Here is a 24687-nt window from a genome sequence, read left to right on the forward strand (position 1 = left end):
GCCGAGTCCCCTCAGATATGGTTTCGTATCCCCCGCCCTAGCGAATTCAGGGCGGCCAGCACAACGACAAGAAAAGAGCCGGACACAGCCTTGCCCCACGCCGCCCCGCACTGGATTACCTTCGCCAATGAAAAAGGCGGGACGGGCAAGTCGACCACGGCTGTGCATGTCGCGATCGCGCTCGCCTATCGCGGCGCAACAGTCGTCGGTTTCGATCTGGATCACCGGCAGCGGACGCTCGCGCGCTACATCGAAAACCGTGCGGAAACTGCCCAACGTCGCGAGATCACCCTTCCCAATATCCAGTGCCACACGGTCCCGCCGATTCCGGAAGAGGAATTCGGCGAGATGGTTAAAGAGCATGGGAGGGATGCCGACTTCATCCTGATCGACACGCCGGGCCGGGACGATCCGCTGGCCCGTCACGCGGCAACACAGGCCGATACCCTTGTCACGCCCATGAATGACAGTTTCGTCGATTTCGACCTGATCGGACAGGTGGAAGGCGAAAGCTTCAAGGTGCGCAAGCTGTCCTTCTATGCCGAACTGATCTGGGAGGCGCGCATCAAGCGTAGCCGGAAGGGGATCGATGAGGGCCGCCCCGAAATGGATTGGGTCGTAGTCCGTAACCGGACCGGTCACACCGAGGCGCGCAATCGCAGCCGTATAGAACAGGCGCTTGCCGAGATGTCGAAGCGGGTCGGCTTCCGCGTAGCCCACGGCCTGTCCGAGCGTGTCATTTACCGCGAACTTTTCCCGTCAGGACTGACGTTGCTCGACAAGGGCCATCTCGGTGATCTGGGGACAAGCCATTTGGTCGCTCGGCAGGAGCTGCGCCAGCTCATGGCGGCACTTCGCCTACCTGAATCGAAGCGCGCAGAACTGCCACTCGAAACGATCGACGCATGATCAAGGCCCTGATGCTAGTAATCGTCCTGTCGGTGCTGTTCCGATGGGCGTTAGGCAAGTGGCCTTGGGATTACCTGCGGTCGGTGCCGACCCGTACTCAATCGATCAGGCGTGCGCGCAAGCTGCTAAATGTATCCGAGCGTGCCGATCATAAGGAAATCCGCGAAGCACATCGCCGCATGGCCGGTCTCGCACACCCCGATCGCGGGGGCAGCAAGGCGCAAATGCAGGAACTCAATGCCGCCCGCGACCTTCTCTTGGATGAGTTACCATACGACGTCCCGGAGCTTCCTAATGAACCATGAATTCGATCCCACTGTGCTACGCGAATACGACATCAGGGGGGTCATCGGAGAAACATTGGGCGCGGACGATGCCCGCGCAATCGGGCGCACCTTTGGTTCGATGTTGCGCGATGCTGGCGGGAGCCGTGTGGCCGTGGGCTACGACGGCCGGCGTTCGTCACCCATGCTTGAACACGCCCTGGTCGAGGGCCTGACGGCCAGCGGCTGCGACGTAATGCGTGTGGGGCTAGGGGCAACGCCCATGCTGTACTATGCAGAGGCAAGCGACGGCGAGGTGGATGGCGGTATCCAGATAACCGGCAGTCATAATCCGCCCAATTACAACGGCTTCAAGATGGTCTTCCAGGGCCGTCCGTTCTTCGGAGCCGACATCCAGGAACTCGGGCGCCGTTCGGCTGCGGGCGAGTGGTCCGATGGGGCGGGTGAAGCCGAAGAACGTGACGTTCTCGATGAATATGTCGCCCGGATGCTGACTGCCTTGGGCGGGGTGGACCCTAGCCGGCTTGAAGGTATGCGGATTGGTTGGGATGCGGGCAACGGCGCTGCCGGTCCTGCCCTGGAAAAGCTGGTCGCCAAATTGCCCGGGGAACATCACCTTCTCTATACGGATGTCGACGGTGGATTTCCCAACCATCACCCCGATCCGACCGTCGAAGAAAATCTAGCGGACTTGAAGGATCTGGTCGCTGACAAGTCGCTCGATTTCGGGATCGCCTTCGACGGCGATGGAGACCGTATCGGTGCGATCGACGGCAAAGGAAGGGTGATCTGGGGCGACCAGCTTCTGATGATATATGCCGAAGACCTGCTGAGGTCGCGCAAAGGTGCCACGATCATTGCCGACGTGAAGGCCAGCAGTGCGCTGTATGATCATGTCGCGGCCTGCGGCGGAGAGCCACTGATGTGGAAGACCGGCCATTCGCTGATCAAGTCGAAGATGAAGGAGACGGGCTCGCCTCTCGCGGGCGAAATGAGCGGTCACGTATTCTTCGCCGATGATTATTACGGTTTCGACGATGCGCTCTATGCAGGCGTGCGCCTGATGACCGCTTCCGCACGTCTCGGTAAATCTGTCACCCAGTTACGCAGCGATATGCCGCAGATGATCAACACGCCCGAAATGCGCTTCCAGGTCGATGAAAGCCGCAAATTCGCGGCGATCGAGGAGGTGAAAGAGCGTCTCTCCGACACCGATGCGGACGTCAACGGCACCGACGGCGTGCGCGTGAACACTGCCGATGGCTGGTGGCTGCTGCGCGCGTCGAATACGCAGGACGTGCTGGTTGCGCGGGCTGAGAGCGATACCGAGGAGGGGCTCGAGCGTCTCATAGGCCAGATCGACGAGCAACTCGCGGCCTCCGGTCTCCAGAGAGGGCCACAAGCCGCACACTGATCTGGCGGAATTCGATAGGGGGGAATATGCGGAAATTGGTTTGGGCGTCGATAGCGATTGGTTCGCTGGCAATCGCGAATCCGGTACTTGCGCAGGACAACGCAGCAGAGCCGGAAACGGGAGTTCCCACGCAGGATAGAATGGACGAGTTTGCCGGCATGATGGCCGGCCTTTTTCAGACCGAGCCATTGACCGGCGAAGAGCAAGCGCGACTGCCCGCGGCTCAGAACGTGGTCGGCAAGATGATGCCTGATGGCTTTTACGGCAAAATGATGGGCGACATGATGGACAAGATGATGCGTCCGATGATGTCCATGATCGCCAGTCCTGAATTCATTCTCGGATCGCGCCTGGAAATCGACCAGGAAACGCTGGCCGGTCTTGGCGAGGCCGAGCAGATCGAAGTCGTGACCATGCTTGATCCGGCCTACGACCAGCGCGTTGATGTGATCGTATCGGTCATCACCGGAAAGATGACCGGCATGTTCTCCGCCATGGAAGGTCCGATGCGGGAGGGCTTGTCGAAAGCCTATGCGGTCAGGTTTGACGACGCGCAGCTTGCGGATATCGCAGCCTTCTTCTCAACCCCGACCGGCGGTGTCTATGCCAAGGAATCGATGGCGCTGTTCGCCGATCCGCAGGTCATGCAGGCAAGCATCAAGGCATTACCTGCCATGATGAGCGGATTTGGCGACATGGAATCAGCGATGAAGGAGGCGATGGCTTCGCTGCCGAGCGAGCGGCAATTCGCCGACCTCACTACCGAACAACGAAACCGGCTGGCCGCTCTTCTGGGGGTAAATGCCGACAACTTGGCCGATATCGTCAAGCCGCCCAAGCCGGTGGAGGCATCGCACGACGGTCACGGCCAGTAGGAGTTCGCAGAGCCGACCTGTAGCGGTGGAACTGAAATGGTCGTTGCATCGCTTATCCCGTGATGTCGCCGATTGTTCCGCCAGAGCTGAAAGACTGGTTCGCTGGACGCGGGTGGCGAGTCCGGCGGCATCAGGTCGACATGCTGACTGCGAGCGATGCCGGGCGGCACGCATTACTGGTGGCAGATACCGGGGCGGGCAAGACGCTGGCCGGCTTTCTGCCGACGCTGACGGATTTCACGCCCTCACGCCTGAATGGCGGCGATCCGCCCGAAGGATTACACACGCTGTATGTGTCCCCGCTCAAGGCGCTGGCGCACGATGTGCAGCGAAACCTGCTGACGCCGATAGAAGAGATTGGGCTGCCGATCCGGGCCGAAACTCGCAGCGGCGACACGCCGTCTGACCGGAAGAAGCGCCAGCGTACCCGGCCGCCACATGTCCTGCTGACCACACCCGAAAGCCTTTCGCTGCTGTTATCCTATCCCGACAGTTTAGAAATGTTTTCCGGGCTAAAGCGCGTGGTGATCGACGAAGTTCACGCCTTCGCCAACGGCAAGCGCGGGGACCTGCTGGCGCTGGCTCTCTCTCGCCTTCAGGCAATTGCTCCGCAGATGCAGCGTGCGGCACTCTCGGCGACGGTGGCCCAGCCTGAAGCATTCCGTGAGTGGCTGGCACCATGGGGTGATATCGACAGCGTCGAACTGGTCGAAGGCGAAAGTGGCGCTCCCGCCGAAGTCGAGATCCTCCTGCCCGAGGAAGAGCGCGTTCCTTGGGGCGGCCATGCGGCGACTTGGGCCATTCCGCAGCTCTACGAGGAGATAAGGCGCAACAACACGACGCTTGTGTTCACCAACACGCGCTTCCTTGCCGAGTATATCTTCCAGCATCTGTGGGATGTAAACGAAGACAAGCTCCCGATCGGGATTCATCATGGTTCACTTTCGAAGGAGGCGCGTCGCAAGGTTGAAGGGGCCATGGCGCGGGGCGAACTGCGCGCGCTTGTCGCGACCGCCAGCCTCGATCTTGGTGTAGACTGGGGCGATATCGACTTGGTGGTCCAAATGGGCGCGCCGAAAGGCTCCTCGCGCCTGCTCCAGCGGATCGGTCGTGCCAACCACCGTTTAGACCAGCCCAGCCGCGCGCTGCTCGTCCCCGGCAACCGGTTCGAATTCCTTGAGGCGACTGCTGCGAAGGAAGCCGTAGACGAGGGCATGCGCGACGGTGAGGACTTTCGGCCCGGCGGGCTCGATGTGCTGGCGCAGCATGTCATGGCCTGCACTTGCGCCTCTCCGTTCCAGGAGGACGAACTTCTGCGCGAAATACGTTCGAGCCTTGCCTATGCCTGGGTTGACGAGGACGTGTGGCAACGCGTTGTGACATTCGTCGCGACCGGTGGTTATGCTTTGCAGGCCTATGACAAGTTCAAGCGTATCCTGCGCGACAAGCAGGGCGTCTGGCGGCTGACCCATCCCGAGCAGGCGGCGCGGCATCGTCTGAATGCCGGCATCATCATCGATAGCGAGATGCTGGAAGTGCGGATCAATTCGGGACGCGGGCGTGGTGGTCGCAGCCTGGGCAAGATCGAAGAGCGATTCGCCGCTTCGCTTTCACCTGGTGATACCTTCGCATTTGCGGGCATGAGCCTCGAAGTCGTCAAACTGCAGGACATGGAGGTGTTGGTAAAGGCCGCCACCTCCAATGCGATGATACCGAGCTACGGCGGGGCGCGTATGCCCTTGACCACGCATCTTGCGGAACGTGTGCGCACCATGCTGGTCGACCGCGCAGGCTGGGCGCGGTTTCCCGACGACGTGCGTGAGTGGCTGGAAATGCAGGACTGGCGCTCACAAATGCCGGGGCCCGGGCAATTGCTGGTTGAAAGTTTCCCGCACGCTAAACGGTATTACAGCGTCTACTATACCTTCGAAGGGTGGAACGCGAACCAGAGCCTCGGAATGCTCATAACGCGCCGGATGGAGGATCGCGGGCTGATGCCGGGCGGTTTTGTGGCTAACGACTATTCTCTCGCCGTCTGGGGCCTGAAGCCGGTGGACGATCCGGCACCGCTGCTATCGCCCGACATCCTGCAGGAAGAGTTTGTCGAATGGGTTCAGAACTCGCACCTGCTGCGCCGCGCTTTTCGCGAAGTCGCAGTGATCGGCGGGCTGGTCGAGCGACAACATCCGGGCAAGAGGAAGACCGGCAAGCAGGTCACCTTTTCGACGGATCTCATTTACGATGTCCTGCGCAAATACGAACCGAATCACGTTCTGCTCGAAGCGGCCTGGGCCGATGCCCGCACGCGCATGACCGACGTGGCAAGGCTGGGCAACTTGCTCGACCGCTCGGCCGAGCAGCTCGTCCATATCGAGCTCGACCGGGTCAGTCCGCTGGCTGTGCCGGTAATGGTGATGATCGGCCGCGAGGCGACCCCGCAAGGGTCGGTCGACGACGAGCTGCTGTTAGAGGCGGAGAGCCTCGCGGGAGCAGCTATGCGGGTGGAGGACCTGCCGAAAACCTGATTTTCGCGCAGTATGGGTGGCTCCGTCTAGAGCTGGATATCGGTCCCCAGACGTCAACGGGCGCGATTGCTTTCGGCTTCCTTCGGATGTGAGTCTTGATCCTTGCAGAAGCGACGACGAAGCGACCGTCACTGTAACAAACCAAGCGTTCAGCGGGATTTGCTGAAATCACGGTATTGATGATTGCCGACAAAAGCGAAGCGCTGGACGCCGGAGTCCTTGATCAATGCGATGGTGCGGGCGGACGTTTCATAGCTGGCGAGACCATCCGGTTCGAAGCGAATAACCGGCTGGGCATCCATCGCGGCGGCCCCGGCCAGCTGGTTGAGTAGGCCTTCGCGCGTCAGGTTCTGGCCGTTCCAGAACAACCGGTCCTGCGGGTCGATCTTGACGACATTCTCCTCACGCATCTCCAGCGGCGGCATTCCGGTCGGTACCGGGACCAGTAGCGCATGCGTGGCCATGGGGATGACCATGATGAACATGATCAGCAAAACCAGGAGTACGTCAATGAAGGGAGTCACGTTCATGTCGCGGAGCAGCGTGTCGTGAGCGGGCGCGCGTCGGGCGGAAAAAGGCACGACTATCTCCTCTTCTGTTAAATGTAATAACATCACAAACAGGCGCGGGTTGCAAGTCGTTCTTCAGCGTGTGTCCGCGCCGCTACATCTTTGCGATATGCGGGCAAAGAAAAAGGGGCGGATCGCTCCGCCCCTTTCGTATGCTATTTTAAGTTCGACCGGGTGCTTACTGCATTCCGGCCTTGCCAAACGTGCGGTAACGTTCGTTGCCGACGAAGCCGAATTTGGTCACGCCGCTCGCCTTGATGATCTGCAGCACGCGGGCGGACAGATCGTAGCTGGCCAGAGCTTCGGGTTCGAACTGGAGTTCGGGCTCGGGGTTGATAGTCATCGACTGCTGCAGCAGGTTCACGAGGTCGCCCTCAGTGATGTCCTGACCATTCCACAGCATCCGGTCATCTTGCGTGAGCACGAGCTTGTTCTTGTCGGGCTCCACTTCCACCGGAGGCGGGTTCGGGTTGGGCTGCGGCAGATCGATATCGACCGAGTGCGTCGCGACTGGAATGGTGATGATGAACATGATGAGGAGAACGAGCAGGACGTCGATCAACGGCGTCATGTTCATTTCCATCATCGGGGAGCCGTCGTCGCTACCGCCTGACATTGCCATGCTGGGTTACTCCTGAATTGCGTCTGCGAACCGGTGCAAAACCGGGTTTATGGCTCGACCGGGTTCGAAATGAAACCGACGGTCGGGTAACCGGCAGCCTGCACGTTGTAGATCGCGCCTGCAACGCACGACCACGGCGCGTTCACGTCACCGCGAATGTGCACCTGCGGGATTTTTTCGGGATCCTGCATGATCGCTTCCGGACCGCCGGCGCGCTGAACGATGTTGTCGAGACGTTCAAAGGCCTGGTCGTATAGTTCTTCCGACGTGACCGGGGTGATGTTGTTGAAATACACGCGGCATTCGCCAGTCCGCGACGCGCCTGCGAAGCCGGTGTCGCCGGCACTGAGCCCAGCATTGTCGCTGGTGCTCACCGTGAGCAGAAGATTCTCGACCTTGTCCTTCGACTCGACCGATTCGAGTACTGGAATCTCAAGCTGATCGATCGTCTGGATCGCGACCGGCACCGCGATGAGGAAGATGATCAGAAGCACCAGCATCACGTCAACGAGCGGCGTGGTGTTGATGTCCGACATGGGCGAATCAGCGCCGCCTCCCATCGAAATCGCCATAGCTTACATCCTATCCGTACAAATTATCACACGCTGCGAGAGGAAGGCGCGGGCCCGAATGTCGGACCCGCGCCGCCCACATCTTAGCGCTTGGTGGTCGTCGTCGTGGTGGTCGATGCACCGGTCGCCGGCGTTGTTGCCGTGGCGGTGGTGCGACCAGCAGCGGCCTTACCTGCAGTCTGGGTCGAGCTTGCCGTCATCGTGGCCGGCTTGATCGTGCCGCCCGAGTTGATGTTGGCGAGCAGATCGGTGGAGAAACCGCTCATCATGTCGAAGATCTTGCGGTTACGGCTCTGCAGCCAGTTGTAGGCGAACACGGCCGGAACTGCGACGAGAAGACCGATGGCGGTCATGATCAAGGCTTCACCGACGGGGCCGGCGACCTTGTCGATCGAGGCCGAACCGGCGACGCCGATGTTGATCAGTGCGCGGTAGATACCGATAACCGTACCGAGCAGGCCGACGAAGGGAGCAGTCGCACCCACCGTGGCGAGGAACGGCAGACCGCCGTTGAGCTTCGCCTGAATGGCGTGCTCCGAACGCGCGAGCGACCCGTGCATCCAGTCATGTGCTTCAAGGCTGTCGTTAAGCTTGGCATGCTTGTCTTCGGCGGCGATTGCATCGTCCGCGAGCTGACGCCATGCGCTGTTCTTATCCAGCTTGGTGGCGCCTTCGCGAATTGAGTTTGCACGCCAAAAGCCGCTGCGGACGCCCTTGTACTGGTTCATCACCTTCTGCTGCTCGAAGAGCTTGGTGAAAAGGATGTAGAAAGATCCGACTGACATGATGATCATGACACCGAGGATCGACCAGGCGACGGGGCCGCCTTCTTCCATGGCCTGCCAGAAGCCGAAGGAGGTCTCGGGCGCTTCGGCACCTGCAGCGAGAAGTTGGATAATCATAACGGAAAGTCCTCTTGAAAAATGCGTCTTCTATCCTGCCGAAGTCCCTAATCGGGCAGGACGTAACGGATCGATTGAGTAGTGGTATCTGAAATCGGATTGCCCGCAGCATTCAACGCCGGGTTGTAGCGTGCATAACGCTGCATCCCGCGACAGGCTGCATCGTCCAAGGCGCTGGAGCCCGAGCTCCCAGTCACGGAGCAGGCTTCGACCCGGCCATTGGCCCCGATCGTGATCCGCATGGTAACCGTACCCTGTTCCTCGCGGCGAAGTGCGCTTGAAGGATAGTCGCCTTGAATGCGCGCAGCCCAGCGACCCAGTCCGTCCGGCGAAGCACCACGGGCCTGCGACGGCGGCGCGGGGCGCGGTGCCGGGGGTGCGGGCGGCGCGGGCGGAGGAATCCTCAGCGTCGGCGGTGCGGGCGGAGGAATCGTCGGCGTTGTCCGCAGGGGCGGCGGCGCAGGCGCGATATTAATCGGCGGCGGCGGCGCGACCGGCGGCGGCGGCGCTGTTTCAGGGATATCTTCCGGCGGCGGCGGCGGTTCGTCTTCCGGCTCCGGCGGCGGCGGTTCTTCCACGTCAATCGTCGTTACGCGCTCAACCACGCTCTGTACCGCGTCGACGGCAAGACCGGTGATTAGCAAGTAACCGAGGGCAATGTGGATGAGGGCAACGATGATGATCGCGATCACGCGATTTCCACTCATCTGTTGGTCAGCATAAGCCATTCGGTTGCATCACTCCATCGTATCTGCCCGATTCGCACCGGGCCATTCGAGGTACCGTGAAGCAGACGATCGCGATCGTCCACGGCACCGCATTCCATTTCTACACTTCGGCGACCCAATTCAGGAACGTCAGTGCTGTCCAGGCCTGTTCCTGATATTGTCGCAAAAGGCAACTTTCAGGCAATATTGTATCACTAACCCAGACTTCGTGCACCCCTTAGCGGGCGAGACCTTGGTGGGCAAACGCTTTATCGGTTAACCCGCAATTCACGGCTCGCCGCTCATGGAACGCACTATACCGCCGGGTGGTTTCCGCACTGTGCCAACCAAATGTTATTCTGAGAGGATTGCGTCTCACTCATGCCGAAATTTCCGGTCTTCGCCGCCGCCGTCGCCCTGCTGACGGCTGCCCCGCTCGCAGCTCAGGACGCTCCGTCCAGCTCGTTGACCTACGCCGATCTCGTCGATCTGGCGGAAAGCGCACCGCTAGTCGTTCGCGCGGAAATCCGTGACCAGGCAGTCCTCGAACCAGAGCGGTCGCCGGGGCTCGCGCCGGGTCACGTGCGGCTGTATGTAGAAGCGCGGACCCAAGCCCTCGTTGCTGGCGATGCTCCTTTGGGAGAAGATCTTCGCTACCTTGTTGACGTGCCCGTCAATGAGAAGGGCAAGGCACCGAAACTGAAGAAAACACAGGTCCTCCTCTTCGCCCGCACGGTTCCCGGGCGGCCCGGAGAAATCCAATTGGTGGGTGAGGGCGCACAGCAGGTATATAGCGCCGAACTCGAGGCGCGCTTGCGCCCGGTCCTAACCTCTCTCGTCGCACCCGATGCCCCGCCGCGAATAATGCGGGTGGCAGATGTGCTGGGTGTCGAAGGGACTCTGGTCGGGGAATCGGAAACACAGCTCTTCCTTGAAACGGAAGGTGATGGTCCAGTGTCGATCACGGTCGTTCGCAGGCCCAATCAGCCGCCGCGCTGGGGCGTTTCATGGACCGAGATTGTCGATCAGTCAGCGCGTCCTCCCCAGACCAATACCCTTGAATGGTACAGGCTGGCCTGCTCGCTCCCTGCCGAGCTTCCCGGTGAGGCAAACCTGTCCCGCGATTCCCGATCGCGCGCCCTGGCCGCGCGCGACTATGATTTCGTGATCGATCAACTGGGCAGCTGCGACCGGAATCTCTGAGAGTATTCCGGCGCTGCACGTGCAGCTTACTGCGTCACAAGACAAACTGGTTCACGAGAGCGCCCGCCATACGCTAGGCGGGCGGGCATGAAGCCTTTTCATCATACCTTTCGCGTACGCTATGCCGAGGTCGACCCGCAGAGCGTGGTCTTCAACTCTCGTTATCTCGAATATGCCGATATCCTCGTGAGCGAATTTTTTCGCGAAGCACGCGAGCGGGGGATGCCCACTGACGCGGAGTTCCATGTTCGCCGCGCCGAAGTCGACTATCTGGCTCCGATCCGGCTCGAAGAGCTGATCGAAGGCCGCCTGACAATCGAGGCTATCGGAAACTCCAGCATGCAAACCCTCGTTACCCTGCATGGGGCCGACGACGCTTCGCTGCGCGCCGAGATCAGGCTGCTCACCGTCCATGTCGATCTTCCTGATGGGCGCCCATCGCCCGTGCCGGATTCGGTGAGGCAGGCGTTCGGCTTTCCCGTGCGGGAGGTGGCCAATGGCTGAACCCCTGCGCATAGCGCTCGCCGGCCTGGGCACCGTGGGGACAGGGGTTATTCGCCTCATCGACACCAACCGCGAAATGATCGCGGCGCGCGCCGGTCGGCCGATTGAGGTCGTCGCGATAACGGCGCGCGACCGGGGCAAGGATCGCGGTATCGACCTATCCTCCTATGTCTGGGTGGATGATATGCATGCCATGGCGAAGCGTGCTGATGTGGACGTCGTGCTCGAGCTCGTCGGTGGATCGGACGGCCCGGCACTTACTCTCGCACGGGAGGCGCTCGAAGCTGGCAAGGGCTTCGTCACCGCCAACAAGGCGATGGTCGCGCATCACGGACTGGAACTGGCGGAACTCGCTGCGATCAGGAATGCGCCCTTCGCCTTCGAGGCGGCGGTGGCGGGCGGGATTCCCGTGGTCAAAAGTTTGCGTGAAGGGACGGCGGCGAACGCCCTGACCAGAATTTACGGCATTCTGAATGGAACCAGCAATTATATCCTGTCTGAAATGGAGCGAACGGGCGCCGATTTCGACGAGATGCTTCAAGCCGCGCAGGACCAAGGATTTGCGGAAGCCGATCCGGCATTCGACATAGGCGGCATCGATGCCGCTCATAAGCTGGCCATCCTGGCTGCAATCGGATTTGGCACACGTATCGACTTCGATGCAGTGCGGACCGAGGGAATTACCAAGGTAAGTGCCAGCGACATCGCGCAAGCCGATGCGTTGGGCTACGTTGTCCGACTGGTGGGCATCGCCTCATTGTTCGGAGAGGGCGATGATCGGCGCCTCCTGCAACGTGTCCGGCCATGTCTCGTCCCTTTCCGCCATCCGCTGGCAGCCGTCACCGGCCCGACCAATGCGGTGGTCGCAGAGGGCGATTTTTCAGGCCGTCTACTGTTCCAGGGCGCCGGCGCAGGGGACAAGCCGACGGCAAGCGCGGTCGTCGCGGATCTGATCGATATTGCCCGCGGCCAGAGCGGTGCGCCGTTTTCCGTGCCGAGCGGTGCGCTCGTACAATGTGTACCAGCCGATCCGGGAGATCGTGTCGGCCGCGATTATCTGCGTTTCACGGTTGCCGACCGCACAGGAGTACTGGCGGAACTGACAGCTGCCATGCGCGATGCGAACGTGTCCATCGAAAGCCTGATCCAGCACGGACGCGACAAGGACGGCGGAGAGGTGCAGGTGGCCATGGTAACGCATGACGGGCCGGAAAACTGTGTCAGCAAGGCGCTCGAACTACTGGAGGGTTCGCCTAATCTGACGGCTCCGCCTCTGGTGATGCCGATCCTGAAGGATTGACGCTGGCGTCCTGCTCCGCTTCCGGGGGAGGCGGCAGACCCAGTTCGTCGGCATTGCGCTGTTGCTGCGGCTCTCCGGCAATCTGTACCACGCCTGCCGTTCCATCCTGATTGCCACGCGGTGCGAGCCCGCGCGCGACCCTGTCCGCATCGGAGCCGGGGGGTGTTTCAGGCAGTGCCTCGAAGTCGACCATGTAGACAGGGGCCTTCGGGCAGGGCGGAATGAAACATAGCCCCGACACGGTTGGTGGGCCGCGAAAGATGCCTTCTCCGGCTACGTCGACGGGTTGCGGGCCCTGTGTCCGCTGGGCGTGCCTGCGCTCCGCGATCTCCTTGTCGTAGAGGCGATTCTCTTCCTCCGAACGCCGCCGACAGACGATGATTTCGCCAGTTATGGTCGCGGCGTCCTGATCTTCCTCGCAATCTTCGTAGTTCTCGTCCGCCTCGACCGGCGGCTCGACGAGGATATCGATACTCTGCGGCGGGCTTGCACTCTGTGGGTCGAGCCTCTCTTGGGCACCGACCGGTGTCGCGAGGGAGCATAGGGCGAAGCCGGCAAAGAGACTAAGCCTGCGTCTCGACAATCGTAAGCTCCCTGTCTATCCGCGCTCCGCATACGAATTCCGTGTGCGGCGCCTTCGCGCTCCGGCACCTCTGGCTTCAAGGACTGAACTCTCGATGAACTCGCCTGTCTCCAATCCGCTCGACCGTGTTCTCGTACTCGAAATGGTCCGCGTGACCGAGGCTGCAGCGGTGGCCGCCTCCAAGCTGATCGGCCGGGGCGACGAGAAGGCCGCCGACGCCGCCGCGGTGGAAGCGATGCGCAAGGCATTCGACACGCTGGAAATCGACGGCACCGTGGTGATCGGCGAGGGCGAACGGGACGAGGCGCCGATGCTCTTCATTGGCGAGAAGGTGGGCGGTGCACCGGGCAAGGGACCGAAAATCGACATCGCCCTCGATCCGCTGGAGGGAACCACGATCACCGCCAAGGCAGGGCCGAACTCCCTTGCAGTGCTGGCGGCCAGTGCCGAAGGCTGCCTGCTCAACGCGCCGGATGTTTACATGGATAAGCTGGCGGTCGGTCCGGGCTATCCCGATGGCGTGATTGACCTTGCCAAGTCACCGACAGAGAATGTGAAGGCCGTAGCTGCTGCTAAAGGCGTCGAGCCTTCCGACATCATCGTTTGCGTACTCGACCGTCCGCGTCATGCCGATTTGATCGCCGAACTGCGCGCACTGGGCTGCGGCGTGGTCCTGATCGGTGATGGCGATGTGGCCGGAGTGATCGCCGTGACCGATGAAGACACCACGATCGACATGTACATGGGCCAGGGCGGCGCCCCCGAGGGCGTACTTGCCGCTGCCGCACTTCGCTGCGTTGGCGGACAGTTCAACGGACGTTTGGTGTTCCGTAATGAAGACGAGAAGGCCCGCGCCGCCAAATGGGGCATCACGGATCTCGACCGAATCTACACGCGCGACGATCTTGTAAAGGGTGATTGCATCTTCGCCGCGACCGGCGTGACATCGGGCTCGCTGCTCGAAGGGGTGAAGTACCGGCGCGGCGGAAAGATGACGACTGAAAGCGTAGTAATGCGCGCTTCCAGCGGTACTGTGCGCTGGATCAGGGGCGAACACCGGATCGGATAACCGGCGCAAAACTGCGCCCTTCGATGTTGCAATCCCATGACGCTCGGCTAGGCGGGACTGATTGCCAGCCGACACGGGAATCGTACGTATGAAGATCATGGCCGCCAACTCGAACTTGCCGCTCGCCCGGGCGATTGCGGCCTACCTCGAAATGCCACTGGTCGATGCAGGTGTACGCCGTTTCGCCGACGAGGAGATCTTCGTCGAAATTCACGAGAATGTCCGCGGCGAGGACGTGTTCGTGGTCCAGTCGACCAGCTATCCCGCGAACGACAACCTCATGGAATTGCTGATTTGCATCGATGCATTGAAGCGGGCGTCGGCGCGGCGGATCACGGCGGTGGTTCCCTATTTCGGCTATGCCCGGCAGGACCGTAAGCCCGGTCCCCGCACGCCGATTTCGGCCAAGCTGGTGGCCAACCTCATTACCGAAGCCGGGGCCGACCGCGTGCTCGCGGTCGATCTGCATGCTGGCCAGATCCAAGGCTTTTTCGACATCCCGACCGACAATCTGTTCGCAGCCCCGGTCATGGCAGCGGACATCCAGGCACGATACGGCGATCAGGACTTCATGGTGGTCAGCCCCGACGTCGGCGGCGTGGTCCGCGCGCGGGCACTGGCGAAACGGCTGGACAATGCCCCGCTGGCCATCGTCGACAAGCGCCGCGACCGGCCGGGCGAGAGCGAAGTCATGAACATCATCGGCGAAGTGAAGGGGCGGCACTGCATCCTGATCGACGACATCGTCGATTCCGGGGGTACGCTTTGTAACGCGGCGCAGGCCCTGCTCGATCAGGGCGCCGCTTCGGTCGCGGCCTATATTACTCACGGCGTGCTTTCCGGCGGGGCAGTGGCTCGGGTGGACGGCTCTTCGCTCAAGGAGCTCGTGATTACCGATTCGATCCGTCCGACCGATGCGGCCAAGGATTCGACCAAGGTACGCATCCTCACGATAGCGCCGCTGATTGGCGAAGCGGTACGCCGTATCGCGGATGAAAGCTCGGTCAGCTCGCTGTTCGATTAATTTAGCGAGGTTCCGCAGCCGGGTCGCGCCATGGTCGCGGCTCGTCGCTCGCCAGTCGCGCCAGCGCGTCGAGCCGCCGGGATTGCCGGATTTCCATCGTGATCAGCAGCAGTGGGTGGCTACCTTTCTTGAGACGTCCCGGCGTCGTATCGAACAGTTGACGCATCGCACGAGTAACATGCGACTGGTCAAAATAGCGTAGGGCAATCTCTGCCTCCTCTTCCTTGCTCACGACATTCAGCAAGGCTGCTGCCATGTCGAGCGCGCGGGCGCGGCGCATCGCGAAACGAGGTGACACGCCGAGTTCGCGGTTGAGTGTCCGCTCCAGCGTACGGCGCGCTATTCCGTGGGCGTCCGCGAATCTGTCGAGAGATGCGCCGGGGTCGGTCAGGCACAATATCTCGAATTCGCGAAGCAGGCGGTCCGGGGGTTCGAGGCCGACGCTTTCCAGTTCGGCCTCAAGCTGGGTCTCGGCGCGCAGGAGCCAGCCCGCCACATCGGACGACGGAGCGAACTCCTCGGCAGGGTACCTTTTCTTGGTGAAGCAATCGAAGGGAAGGATGCGATCGTTAGTTTCTTCGATTGGCGGCAAATCCAATCCGTTCGTTCCGCCGGGAGCGAAATTTATCGTCACGACTTGAAAGGTCCCGTGGGCCTCGAGCCGCATCATCTTGGTGCAAGGCCCGAAGTAAAGAGCGAGACCCCGATCTCCCGGGACAAACTCCTTTACTCCATCAGCGGTTTGTGCGGTCCATTTCGAGCCGTAGATCATGCGCAGGATCGGATGTTCGCCGAAGGTGCCACATTCGATCGACTGCCCTTTTGGGAGTGTGACGGATGTCACACCGATACGCATTATCCATGGTTTGAGCTTGTCGCTTGGGCTGCGGTTGAAGGCGAGCGGCAATCCTGCAGCTGTCGAACCCGTTGCAGAGACCAATTCGTGCGCAGAATCGCGCGATTCCCTCGAGGGGGTTGGAATGTCTTGGTCCCTGTTGATCGGTCGCTTCCCTTCAGTACGACCCGAAGGTTTCGGTCCTTGACCATAAGCACAATACTGTCAAATGCCCCGACATGGCTACAAGATCCGATCTCGCATTTGCCCACCGCCTCGCCGAAGCAGCGGGAGAAGCAATCCGTCCGCTGTTCCGTGGGAACTGGGACGAGGCGCAGAAGGCAGACCGCAGCTTCGTGACCGAGGCCGACCGCGCGGCCGAGGCCGCCATGCGGGCCATCATCGAGGCGGAACGCTCAGACGATGGCATCATCGGTGAGGAATACGGCACCCGCAACGAGGGTGCCGGGCGCCAATGGGTGCTGGATCCGATCGACGGAACCACCAGCTTCATCGCCGGACGGCCGATTTTCGGTACGCTGATCGCCCTGATGCAGGATGGCTTCCCCGTGCTCGGCATCATCGACCAGCCGATCGCGAAGGAGCGCTGGGCCGGCCGAACGGGTGAAGGGACGAGGTTCAACGACAAGCCGGTAAGAAGTGCAGCTTGCCGGGATCTCGCGGATGCCGTGCTTGCGACCACAACGCCGCACCAGTTTTCGGACCACGAGGCCGATCACTTCATGGGCCTTGCGAAAGCGGTGGCGGAGCGCAAGATCATCTACGGCGGCGATTGCTATAATTACGGCCTCGTTGCCAGCGGATATGTCGATGTGGTCTGCGAGGCCGGGCTCAAAATCCACGATTTCGCTGCCCTCGCCCCGGTCGTCGAAGGCGCCGGCGGGATCATGTGTGACTGGGCAGGGGAACCCCTCCACGCCGGAAGCAACGGTAATGCTCTCGCCATCGGGGATCCGGCGCGGCTCGAGGATGTCCTTGAGGCCATGAACCTGACGTAATCTCGCAATACAGCAAGTTTTGTCCCTGTCGCGGACCTTCGTACTTACCGCGACGTTGCCTTCGCATGAGCGAAAACAAGACGATCCTGATCACCGGAGCCGCCAACGGCATAGGCCGTGCCACACTGATGCATTTCGCAGGGCTCGGCTGGCGAGTTGTCGGGCTCGACAGGGACAGCGAGGCGCTGGCCGAACTTCGGGATGCCTTGCCCGGTGATGCAGCACTCTTCCTAAGCTGCGATGTTGGCAAGGAGGGCGAGGTAAATCGCGCTTTCGAACGGATCGATGAATGGCTGGGTGGCGGCGCGCTTCATTGTGTGGTCAACAATTCCGGCATCGCCGATCCCTATTCGGGCCCACTCGAAACTCTGGAACTTGCGCAGTGGCAAGCGTGGATCGATGCCAGCCTGACCGCCGCCTTTTTGGTTAGCCGGAGCGCACTTCCCCATCTTCGCCGCGCCGAGAGCGCCAGCATCGTCAACATCTCTTCTACCCGCGCGGTGATGAGCGAACCCGATACCTTCGCCTATACCGCGGCCAAGGGCGGTCTCGATGCACTCACGCATTCGATGGCAGTCAGCCTTGGTCCCGCAATCCGTGTCAACGCTATCCGGCCTGGGTGGATCGAGACAGGCCCCTGGCAGAAGAGTGGAAACCGCTCCCGCCCCGATCACCGGCCGAAGGACCGTGACCAACATCCGGCAGGGAGGGTTGGAAAACCCGAAGATATCGCGGAAGCGGTAGAGTATCTTCACGATGCGGATTTCGTGACGGGGCAGCATCTCAATATCGATGGTGGCATGACAGTGAAGATGATCTACGAACACTGAGATGAGCTTTGGAGGAAAACTGGACGGTCGCGTGGCGCTGGTTACGGGTGCATCGCGCGGATTGGGTCTGGAGATCGCCCATAAGCTGGTGGCCGAAGGTGCCTGTGTATGGCTTGGCGGGCGCGATCCGGATGCAATTGGCGAAGCTTGGAAAGCCATGGGTGCAATGGCGCGTCCCCTGCCATTCGACATTACCGACGAACAAGCTTGCACAGAAGCTATCGAGAAGCTGGCCGCCGAAGGCCTCGACATTCTCGTAAATAATGTCGGCGAACGCGACCGTCGCTCCTTCGACGAGATTGGGCGGCGCGACATGGCGGACCTGCTCGAAAGCAATCTGGTCTCTCCTTTTGACCTTGCTCGCCGTGCAGTGCCTCTCATGCGAGCCAGAGGCTATGGGCGAATTATCAATATCACGTCGATCGCCGCCGATATCGCCCGGGGCGATGTATCCTACACTGCCAGCAAAGGGGGGCTCGCAGCGCTGACCCGCGCTTTGGCCGCCGAACTCGGTCGGTTCGGTATCACCGTCAATTCCGTTGCCCCGGGGTATTTCGCCACCGAAGCGAACGAAGCGATGGTTGCCGATCCCGACGTTTCCGCACATCTCAAGCGTCGGACATCGCTGGGCCGCTGGGGCGAGCCCCACGAGATTGCCGGGGCGGTCGCCTTCCTCGCCTCCCCCGACGCCAGTTACATCACGGGGCAGAGCATTGCGGTCGATGGCGGCTACCTCTCCCACTTCTGACTTGCATCCTGGCGCAAAACCGCTATTTCGCGCGCCTTCACCGACACGTGATTCTCAGCCGGCCTGGCGACAAGGGCTGCCAGGGCTGGCCCGGACGTGTCTCTGACAAAGGAGATGAAAATGCCCAAGCTGAAGACCAAGAGCGGTGTGAAGAAACGCTTCAAGATCACCGCAACCGGCAAGATCAAGCACGGTGTGGCCGGTAAGCGCCACCGCCTGATCAGCCACAATGCGAAGTATATCCGCCAGAACCGCGGCACCTCTGTCCTGTCGGAAGCCGACACGAAGACGGTGAAAAAGTGGGCGCCTTACGGCCTCGACTGATCGCGAACTAAGGAGAAACTGATATGCCTCGCATTAAACGCGGCGTTACTACGCGCCAGAAGCACAAGCGGCTCCTAGACCAGGCCAAGGGCTATCGCGGTCGCCGCAAGAATACCATCCGCGTCGCTCGTCAGGCCGTCGAAAAGGCCGGCCAGTACGCCTATCGCGACCGCAAGGTTAAGAAGCGCAATTTCCGCGCTCTCTGGATCCAGCGCATCAATGCTGCGGTCCGCGCCGAAGGCCTGACCTATTCGCAGTTCATGCACGGCACCAAGCTCGCCGGTATCGAACTGGACCGCAAGGTCATGGCCGATCTCGCGATGAACGAAGGCGCAGCCTTCAAGGCGATCATCGATCAGGCGAAGAAGGCCCTTCCCGCCTGATTGAGAACGACAGTTCAGGAAACAGACGGGCGCCTCTCACGCGAGAGGCGCCTGTTTTCTTGTCAGCCTTTGGAGCGAATCTCCAAATTGGGCTAAGGTGAGCCCATGAGGGCTCTCGAAAAGCACGGATTGAGGCAATCGGTAAACGTCAGGTTCTTTGCGCCGCCCGATGATCTCGCGCCGTGCTTTACCACGTTCTACAAAATGGAAGTTCTCCTCCCGCAAGGGCGGACGGTCACCGATCACCTCCAGCCCGAATGGGCAAATTTGCGGTTTTTCATGCGTAACCCGCCACGTGCGGCGCTTGGGGACGGCGAAAGCCTCACTGCCCGATTCACGGCGACTGGGCCCAGTTCGCACCCCACGCGCTTTGAAATGGGGGCCTGCAGCATGTGGGGCATAGGCCTGCTGCCGCTGGGATGGGCACGATTCGTGCGGGAACCCGCCGGGGATTACGCCAACATGATTTTCGATGGCGAAGCGCATCCCAGCTTTGCCCGGTTTGCGCCACTGTGCCAGAAACTGTGCTCATCCAGCGGAGCGGATGAAGATGAATTTGCCGTCATCGCCTCGTTTTTCAGGGAGCTGGCGCCGCCGCCCAAAGATGCGGCTCGAATACTCGCTATCCACGCGGCGATGATCGATCCCTACCTGATCGAAGTGGCCACTCTGGCGGAGCGCGTGGGCCTTACGAAACGTACGCTGGAGCGCGTCTGCGGGCGCCATTTCGGCTTCCCGCCACAGCTGCTGTTGCGCCGCCAGAGAATGATGCGCAGCCTCGTCGCCTTCATGCTGGCGGACAAGAAAAGCTGGTCGGAAACGATCGATCGCCACTATCATGATCAGGCCCATTTCGTGCATGAATTCCAGAGCTTCATGGGCATGAGCCCGAGCCAGTATGCGCGTATGGACCATCCGATCCTCGAAGCATTCATGGCCGAGCGCCAGCGGGTCTGGGGTTCGCCGGTGCAGACCCTGGATCCGCCGCGTTCTGCAGAGGAGCCGGACCCGCGCGGCGAAAGTCCGCCAGAAAGGGATTGAGTGATGCACTTTGTGCGAGGCGGGTTTCGCACCTCTGCCCTGCATGTTCTCGCAGGTATCACACAGGGCTTTAGCATTCCCGCCTATGCCGCTAGAGGCAGCGCGCAAGGACCTATTTCGAGAGTTTCATGACCGATTTGCCGACAATGCAAGAGGATGCGCTCCAACGCATCGAAGGGGCGAGCGACGCTCGGGCGCTTGAGGCGCTGCGTATCGAATATCTGGGCAAGCAGGGTTCGATTTCCGCCCTGATGAAGACATTGGGCAAGATGTCGCCCGAGGAACGGCAGGAGCAGGCACCCAAGATCCAGAGCGCGCGCACTGCCGTTGCCGATGCGATCGCGGCGCGCAAGGAGGCTTTCGAGGCCGAGGAGCTCGAGCGCAAACTGGCCTCCGAAACGTTGGATCTGACCTTACCGTCACCTACCGCACCGCGCGGCAGCGTGCATCCGGTAAGCCAGGTGATGGACGAGCTGGCGGAGATCTTCGCGGACCTTGGTTTCTCGGTCGCGACCGGCCCGGAAATCGAGGACGACTGGCACAATTTCACCGCGCTCAACATGGCCGAAACCCACCCGGCCCGCGCCATGCATGACACGTTCTACTGTTCGGCGGAGGGTGCGAATGAGGCGCTTGATACGGCCGCGAACAGCGCGCCGAACACCCCCCGCATGCTGCTGCGCACGCACACCTCGCCGGTGCAGATCCGCTCCATGAAAGAGCAGGGCGCACCCATCCGCATCATTGCTCCGGGCCGTGTTTATCGCTCCGACAGCGACGCGACCCACACGCCGATGTTCCACCAGATCGAAGGCCTCGTGGTCGACAAGGGAATTCACCTCGGCCATCTCAAGTGGACGCTGGAAACCTTCCTCAAGGCCTTCTTCGAGCGCGACGATATCGTGCTGCGGCTGCGGCCCTCCTATTTCCCGTTCACCGAACCCAGCGTCGAGGTCGACGTGGGCTGGCAGGACGTGGATGGCCGCAAGGTCCTGGGCGGTGACGGCGATGCGCCGGGCCATGGCTGGATGGAACTGCTCGGCAGCGGGATGGTCAATGCCCGCGTGCTCGAGTTTGCCGGGCTCGATCCGGACGAATGGCAGGGTTTCGCATTCGGCGTCGGCGTCGACCGGCTCGCCATGCTCAAATACGGGATGGACGATTTGCGCGCCTTCTTCGACGGCGACCAGCGCTGGCTCGATCACTACGGGTTCTCGCCGTTCGACCAGCCGACCCTTTCCGCCGGCGTGGGAGCAGGCGCATGAAGTTCTCGCTAGAATGGCTGAAGTACTTCCTCGACACCGATGCCAGCGCGGCGGACATCGCGGCTGCGCTCAATCGCATCGGTCACGAAGTCGAAGGGATCGAGGACCCGGCCGAAAAGCTCAAGGGCTTCCGGGTCGCTAGGGTGCTGACGGCTTCGCCGCATCCCGATGCCGACAAGCTGCAGGTGCTGACCGTCGATACCGGTGAAGGCGATCCGCTGCAGGTCGTCTGCGGCGCGCCCAATGCACGCGCTGGCATGAAGGGCGTGCTCGGCCTGCCCGGCGCGGTGGTTCCGGCCAATGGCATGGAACTGCGCAAGAGCGCGATCCGCGGCGTCGAATCCAACGGCATGATGTGCTCCGTGCGCGAGCTCGAACTGGGCGACGAGCACGATGGCATCATCGAACTGCCCGAGGATGCGCCGGTCGGCATGGGCATGGCGCAATATCACGAAGCCTCCCCCGTGTTCGACGTGGCAATCACTCCGAACCGCCCCGATTGCATGGGCGTGATGGGAATCGCGCGCGATCTTGCGGCGGCAGGGCTCGGCACGTTCAAGCCGATCGAGACCGCGGACATCGCCGCCAAGGGCGATTGCCCGGTGGAGATCCGCATCGACGATCCCGAAGGCTGTCCGGCATTCTATGGCCGGGTCATTCGCGGGGTGAAGAACGGCAGCAGCCCGGAATGGATGCAGCGACGCCTGATCGCGGCGGGCCACCGGCCGATTTCGGCACTGGTCGATGCGACCAACTATCTCATGCTCGCCTTCGGACGCCCGGCGCATGTCTATGACCTCGCCAAGCTGTCGGGCGCAATGGTCGCGCGGCGCGCCGGTGACGGCGAGACCTTCGATGCGCTGAACGAGAAGACCTATACGCTCGACGGCACGATGACCGTGATCGCCGACGACAAGGGCGTCCACGATATTGCGGGCATCATGGGCGGCGCCCATTCGGGTGCGAGCGAGGAGACGACCGACGTCCTCCTCGAAATCGCCTATTTCGATCCCGAGCGGATCGGCGTGACCGGCCGCAAGCTGGGCCTCGCTTCCGATGCGCGCACGCGGTTCGAGCGCGGCGTCGATCCGGAGTTTCTTGACGACGGCCTCGCAATCCTGACCAGCCTGATCACGAAGACCTGCGGCGGAGAGCCCACCGAAGCTGTCCGTGCCGGCACTCCGCCTGCAGAGGCCAAGTCGCTGACGTTCGACCCCAGCCTCACCGCGCGCCTTGGCGGGCTCGAAGTCGCGAATGAAGAGCAGCGGGCGATTCTCGAATCGCTGGATTTCAAGGTGTCGGACGACTGGGTGGTGACCTGTCCGCCCCGCCGCCACGACATCGAAGGTCCTGCCGACCTGGTGGAAGAGGTCGTCCGCATCCACGGCATCGACAATGTCGCCAGCACGCCCTTGCCGCGTCGTCCGGGCGTGGCACTGCCGACCGCAACGCCGATGCAGGCGATGGAGCGCAAGCTGCGCCGTGCAGCCGCTGCGCGCGGCCTCAACGAAGCGATCACCTGGTCCTTCCTTCCTGCTGCCGAAGCCGATCATTTCGCCGACGGAGCCGAGCTATGGGTGCTCGAAAACCCGATCAGCGAAGACATGAAGGTGATGCGGCCCTCGCTCATTCCCGGCCTGCTTTCCGCCGCCAAGCGCAATGCCGACCGGGGCGCGGACGGTGCGCGCCTGTTCGAGATCGGTCGGCGCTATTTCCGCGGGGCCGACGGTGCGAGCGACGAGAAACCGACGCTCGGCGTGGTGCTCTCGGGCGAGAAAACGCAGCGCGGCTGGGCCAGCGGCAAGGCGCAGCCCTTCGATGCCTATGACGCGAAGGCAGAAGCCGTGGCGCTGCTCGAAGCGGCAGGCGCGCCGGTTGCCAATCTCATGGTGATGGGCGAGGCGGGCGACCAGTTCCATCCCGGCCAGTCGGCCACGCTGCGGCTCGGCCCCAAGAACGTCCTCGCCCGCTTCGGTGCACTGCACCCGAATACCTGCCGGGCCTTCGACGTCGACGGGCCGGTAATGGCGGCCGAGATTTTCCTCGATGCCATCCCCGCGAAGAAAGCCAAGGACGCGCAGAATGGCGGTTTCGCCCGCGCTGCCTACGCGCCCCCGGCGCTGCAGGCGGTCACGCGCGATTTCGCCTTCCTCGTCCCCGCGGACCTTGCGGCGGGCGATCTCGTCAAGGCAGTGCGCGGCGCGGACAAGAAGGCCATCGTCGATGCGCGCGTGTTCGACGTGTTCGCCGGGCAGGGCGTACCCGATGGCAAGAAATCGGTCGCGGTCGAGGTCATCCTCCAGCCGGGTGACAAGAGCTTCACCGACGAGGAGATCAAGGCGATCTCGGACAGCATCGTGAAAAACGCCGCCAAGCAGGGCGCGGAGCTGCGCGGATGAGAACGGCACTGGTCACAGGCGCAACTGCCGGAATCGGCGAAGCAACCGTCCGCACGCTGGTCGAGAGCGGCTGGCGCTGCGTGGCGACCGGGCGGCGCAAGGAACGGCTCGATGCGCTGGTGGAGGAGCTGGGGCCGGACAATGTTCAGGCGGCCTGTTTCGACGTGACCGACGAGGCCGGGCGCGATGCGGCGCTCGATGCCTTGCCAGATGCCTTCGCGGGGATCGACCTGCTGGTCAACAATGCCGGTCTCGCGCTCGGCACCAGTGCGGCGCAGGACAGCGATCTGGCCGACTGGAAGATCATGATCGATACCAATGTCACGGCGCTGGTTTCGCTGACCCACAAGCTGCTGCCGGTCCTGATCGAACGCAAGGGCGCGATCGTGAACCTGTCCTCCGTGGCGGCGAACTATCCCTATGCGGGCGGCAACGTCTATGGCGGGACCAAGGCCTTCGTGCGCCAGTTCACGCTGGGACTGCGCAGCGATCTCCACGGCACCGGCGTGCGCGTGTGTTCGATAGAGCCGGGCATGGTCGAGACGGAATTCACGCTTGTGCGGACCGGCGGCAATGCCGAGGCGCATGAGAAGCTTTATGGCGGCGCCGATCCGATGACCGCCGGGGACATTGCCGAAACGATCCGCTGGGTGGCCGAACTGCCCCCGCACCTCAATATCGACACGCTCGAACTGATGCCGGTGAGCCAGAGCTACGCCGGTTTCCAGGTCGCGCGGGAACCCTGACCTCCAGCCGTTCGCCTGAGCCTGTCGAAGGGCCG

26 protein-coding genes are annotated in these 24687 nt (G+C 61.9%); 19 read left to right on the forward strand and 7 right to left on the reverse strand.

Annotation, left to right across the window (positions count from 1 at the left end):
• Positions 1–90: 90 nt before the first annotated feature.
• From GRI69_RS07700 to GRI69_RS07720, 5 genes are all read left to right on the forward strand, one after another.
• Positions 91–909, forward strand: a complete 819-nt coding sequence (locus GRI69_RS07700) for a division plane positioning ATPase MipZ (RefSeq protein ID WP_160727685.1) — start codon at positions 91–93, stop codon at positions 907–909.
• Positions 906–1214, forward strand: a complete 309-nt coding sequence (locus GRI69_RS07705; RefSeq protein ID WP_160727686.1) for a J domain-containing protein — start codon at positions 906–908, stop codon at positions 1212–1214. Before GRI69_RS07700 ends, GRI69_RS07705 begins: the two co-directional genes overlap by 4 nt.
• Positions 1204–2607: a phosphoglucomutase/phosphomannomutase PgmG gene (gene pgmG, locus GRI69_RS07710; protein ID WP_160727687.1), complete on the forward strand. Its 1404-nt coding sequence runs from the start codon at positions 1204–1206 to the stop codon at positions 2605–2607. Before GRI69_RS07705 ends, pgmG begins: the two co-directional genes overlap by 11 nt.
• Positions 2608–2633: 26 nt before the next feature.
• The gene (locus GRI69_RS07715; protein ID WP_160727688.1) at positions 2634–3482 is read left to right on the forward strand and encodes a DUF2059 domain-containing protein; all 849 of its coding nucleotides are present in this window, start codon (positions 2634–2636) and stop codon (positions 3480–3482) included.
• Between the two features lie 62 nt (positions 3483–3544).
• Positions 3545–6007 carry a ligase-associated DNA damage response DEXH box helicase gene (locus tag GRI69_RS07720; RefSeq protein WP_160727860.1) on the forward strand — a complete coding sequence of 821 codons (2463 nt, stop codon included), beginning with the start codon at positions 3545–3547 and terminating at the stop codon, positions 6005–6007.
• 149 nt (positions 6008–6156) lie between these two features.
• On the opposite strand, the gene GRI69_RS07725 is transcribed toward GRI69_RS07720, so the two are convergent.
• The 5 genes from GRI69_RS07725 to GRI69_RS07745 form a co-directional block, all read right to left on the reverse strand.
• Positions 6157–6588 (reverse strand): ExbD/TolR family protein, encoded by a 432-nt coding sequence (locus tag GRI69_RS07725; protein ID WP_337191044.1) that lies wholly within the window; start codon positions 6586–6588, stop codon positions 6157–6159.
• 166 nt (positions 6589–6754) lie between these two features.
• Positions 6755–7198, reverse strand: a complete 444-nt coding sequence (locus GRI69_RS07730; RefSeq protein ID WP_160727689.1) for an ExbD/TolR family protein — start codon at positions 7196–7198, stop codon at positions 6755–6757.
• A 47-nt stretch (positions 7199–7245) separates the two neighbouring features.
• Positions 7246–7770, reverse strand: coding sequence for an ExbD/TolR family protein (locus GRI69_RS07735; RefSeq protein WP_202391908.1), 525 nt, complete (start codon positions 7768–7770; stop codon positions 7246–7248).
• A gap of 83 nt (positions 7771–7853) precedes the next feature.
• Positions 7854–8672 (reverse strand): MotA/TolQ/ExbB proton channel family protein, encoded by an 819-nt coding sequence (locus GRI69_RS07740; RefSeq protein ID WP_160727690.1) that lies wholly within the window; start codon positions 8670–8672, stop codon positions 7854–7856.
• 47 nt (positions 8673–8719) lie between these two features.
• A complete protein-coding gene (locus GRI69_RS07745) occupies positions 8720–9400 on the reverse strand; it encodes an energy transducer TonB (RefSeq protein ID WP_160727691.1) in 681 nt (226 codons plus the stop codon).
• 360 nt (positions 9401–9760) lie between these two features.
• On the opposite strand from GRI69_RS07745, the gene GRI69_RS07750 reads away from it, so the two are divergent.
• From GRI69_RS07750 to GRI69_RS07760, 3 genes are all read left to right on the forward strand, one after another.
• The gene (locus GRI69_RS07750; RefSeq protein ID WP_160727692.1) at positions 9761–10582 is read left to right on the forward strand and encodes a hypothetical protein; all 822 of its coding nucleotides are present in this window, start codon (positions 9761–9763) and stop codon (positions 10580–10582) included.
• Positions 10583–10669: 87 nt separating this feature from the next.
• Positions 10670–11086, forward strand: coding sequence for an acyl-CoA thioesterase (locus GRI69_RS07755; RefSeq protein WP_160727693.1), 417 nt, complete (start codon positions 10670–10672; stop codon positions 11084–11086).
• On the forward strand, positions 11079–12386 hold the full coding sequence (locus GRI69_RS07760; RefSeq protein ID WP_160727694.1) for a homoserine dehydrogenase: 1308 nt from the start codon (positions 11079–11081) through the stop codon (positions 12384–12386). The genes GRI69_RS07755 and GRI69_RS07760 overlap by 8 nt, the downstream gene beginning before the upstream one ends.
• Here GRI69_RS07760 and GRI69_RS15750 read toward each other — a convergent pair.
• A complete protein-coding gene (locus GRI69_RS15750) occupies positions 12340–12969 on the reverse strand; it encodes a hypothetical protein (RefSeq protein WP_202391909.1) in 630 nt (209 codons plus the stop codon). The genes GRI69_RS07760 and GRI69_RS15750 overlap by 47 nt on opposite strands.
• A gap of 94 nt (positions 12970–13063) precedes the next feature.
• On the opposite strand from GRI69_RS15750, the gene glpX reads away from it, so the two are divergent.
• Complete coding sequence (glpX, locus tag GRI69_RS07770; RefSeq protein WP_160727695.1) at positions 13064–14038, forward strand: class II fructose-bisphosphatase; 975 nt, start codon at positions 13064–13066, stop codon at positions 14036–14038.
• Between the two features lie 88 nt (positions 14039–14126).
• Positions 14127–15062 carry a ribose-phosphate pyrophosphokinase gene (locus GRI69_RS07775; protein ID WP_160727696.1) on the forward strand — a complete coding sequence of 312 codons (936 nt, stop codon included), beginning with the start codon at positions 14127–14129 and terminating at the stop codon, positions 15060–15062.
• A 1-nt stretch (position 15063) separates the two neighbouring features.
• On the opposite strand, the gene GRI69_RS07780 is transcribed toward GRI69_RS07775, so the two are convergent.
• On the reverse strand, positions 15064–16002 hold the full coding sequence (locus tag GRI69_RS07780) for a helix-turn-helix domain-containing protein (RefSeq protein ID WP_160727697.1): 939 nt from the start codon (positions 16000–16002) through the stop codon (positions 15064–15066).
• Positions 16003–16136: 134 nt separating this feature from the next.
• Here GRI69_RS07780 and GRI69_RS07785 point away from each other — a divergent pair, with 134 nt between their 5' ends.
• From GRI69_RS07785 to GRI69_RS07825, 9 genes are all read left to right on the forward strand, one after another.
• Complete coding sequence (locus GRI69_RS07785; protein ID WP_160727698.1) at positions 16137–16916, forward strand: inositol monophosphatase family protein; 780 nt, start codon at positions 16137–16139, stop codon at positions 16914–16916.
• Positions 16917–16981: 65 nt separating this feature from the next.
• Positions 16982–17746, forward strand: a complete 765-nt coding sequence (locus GRI69_RS07790; RefSeq protein ID WP_160727699.1) for an SDR family NAD(P)-dependent oxidoreductase — start codon at positions 16982–16984, stop codon at positions 17744–17746.
• 1 nt (position 17747) lies between these two features.
• Complete coding sequence (locus GRI69_RS07795; RefSeq protein ID WP_160727700.1) at positions 17748–18494, forward strand: SDR family oxidoreductase; 747 nt, start codon at positions 17748–17750, stop codon at positions 18492–18494.
• A 120-nt stretch (positions 18495–18614) separates the two neighbouring features.
• Positions 18615–18818 (forward strand): 50S ribosomal protein L35, encoded by a 204-nt coding sequence (gene rpmI / locus GRI69_RS07800; protein WP_160727701.1) that lies wholly within the window; start codon positions 18615–18617, stop codon positions 18816–18818.
• Between the two features lie 23 nt (positions 18819–18841).
• The gene (gene rplT / locus GRI69_RS07805; RefSeq protein ID WP_006834668.1) at positions 18842–19201 is read left to right on the forward strand and encodes a 50S ribosomal protein L20; all 360 of its coding nucleotides are present in this window, start codon (positions 18842–18844) and stop codon (positions 19199–19201) included.
• Positions 19202–19306: 105 nt separating this feature from the next.
• Positions 19307–20242 (forward strand): helix-turn-helix domain-containing protein, encoded by a 936-nt coding sequence (locus GRI69_RS07810; RefSeq protein ID WP_160727702.1) that lies wholly within the window; start codon positions 19307–19309, stop codon positions 20240–20242.
• 128 nt (positions 20243–20370) lie between these two features.
• Positions 20371–21507, forward strand: a complete 1137-nt coding sequence (pheS, locus tag GRI69_RS07815) for a phenylalanine--tRNA ligase subunit alpha (RefSeq protein WP_160727703.1) — start codon at positions 20371–20373, stop codon at positions 21505–21507.
• The gene (pheT, locus tag GRI69_RS07820) at positions 21504–23906 is read left to right on the forward strand and encodes a phenylalanine--tRNA ligase subunit beta (RefSeq protein ID WP_160727704.1); all 2403 of its coding nucleotides are present in this window, start codon (positions 21504–21506) and stop codon (positions 23904–23906) included. Before pheS ends, pheT begins: the two co-directional genes overlap by 4 nt.
• The gene (locus GRI69_RS07825; RefSeq protein ID WP_160727705.1) at positions 23903–24652 is read left to right on the forward strand and encodes an SDR family NAD(P)-dependent oxidoreductase; all 750 of its coding nucleotides are present in this window, start codon (positions 23903–23905) and stop codon (positions 24650–24652) included. The genes pheT and GRI69_RS07825 overlap by 4 nt, the downstream gene beginning before the upstream one ends.
• Positions 24653–24687: the final 35 nt, after the last annotated feature.

This window comes from Qipengyuania vulgaris, from assembly GCF_009827325.1.
Lineage (GTDB): Bacteria > Pseudomonadota > Alphaproteobacteria > Sphingomonadales > Sphingomonadaceae > Qipengyuania > Qipengyuania vulgaris.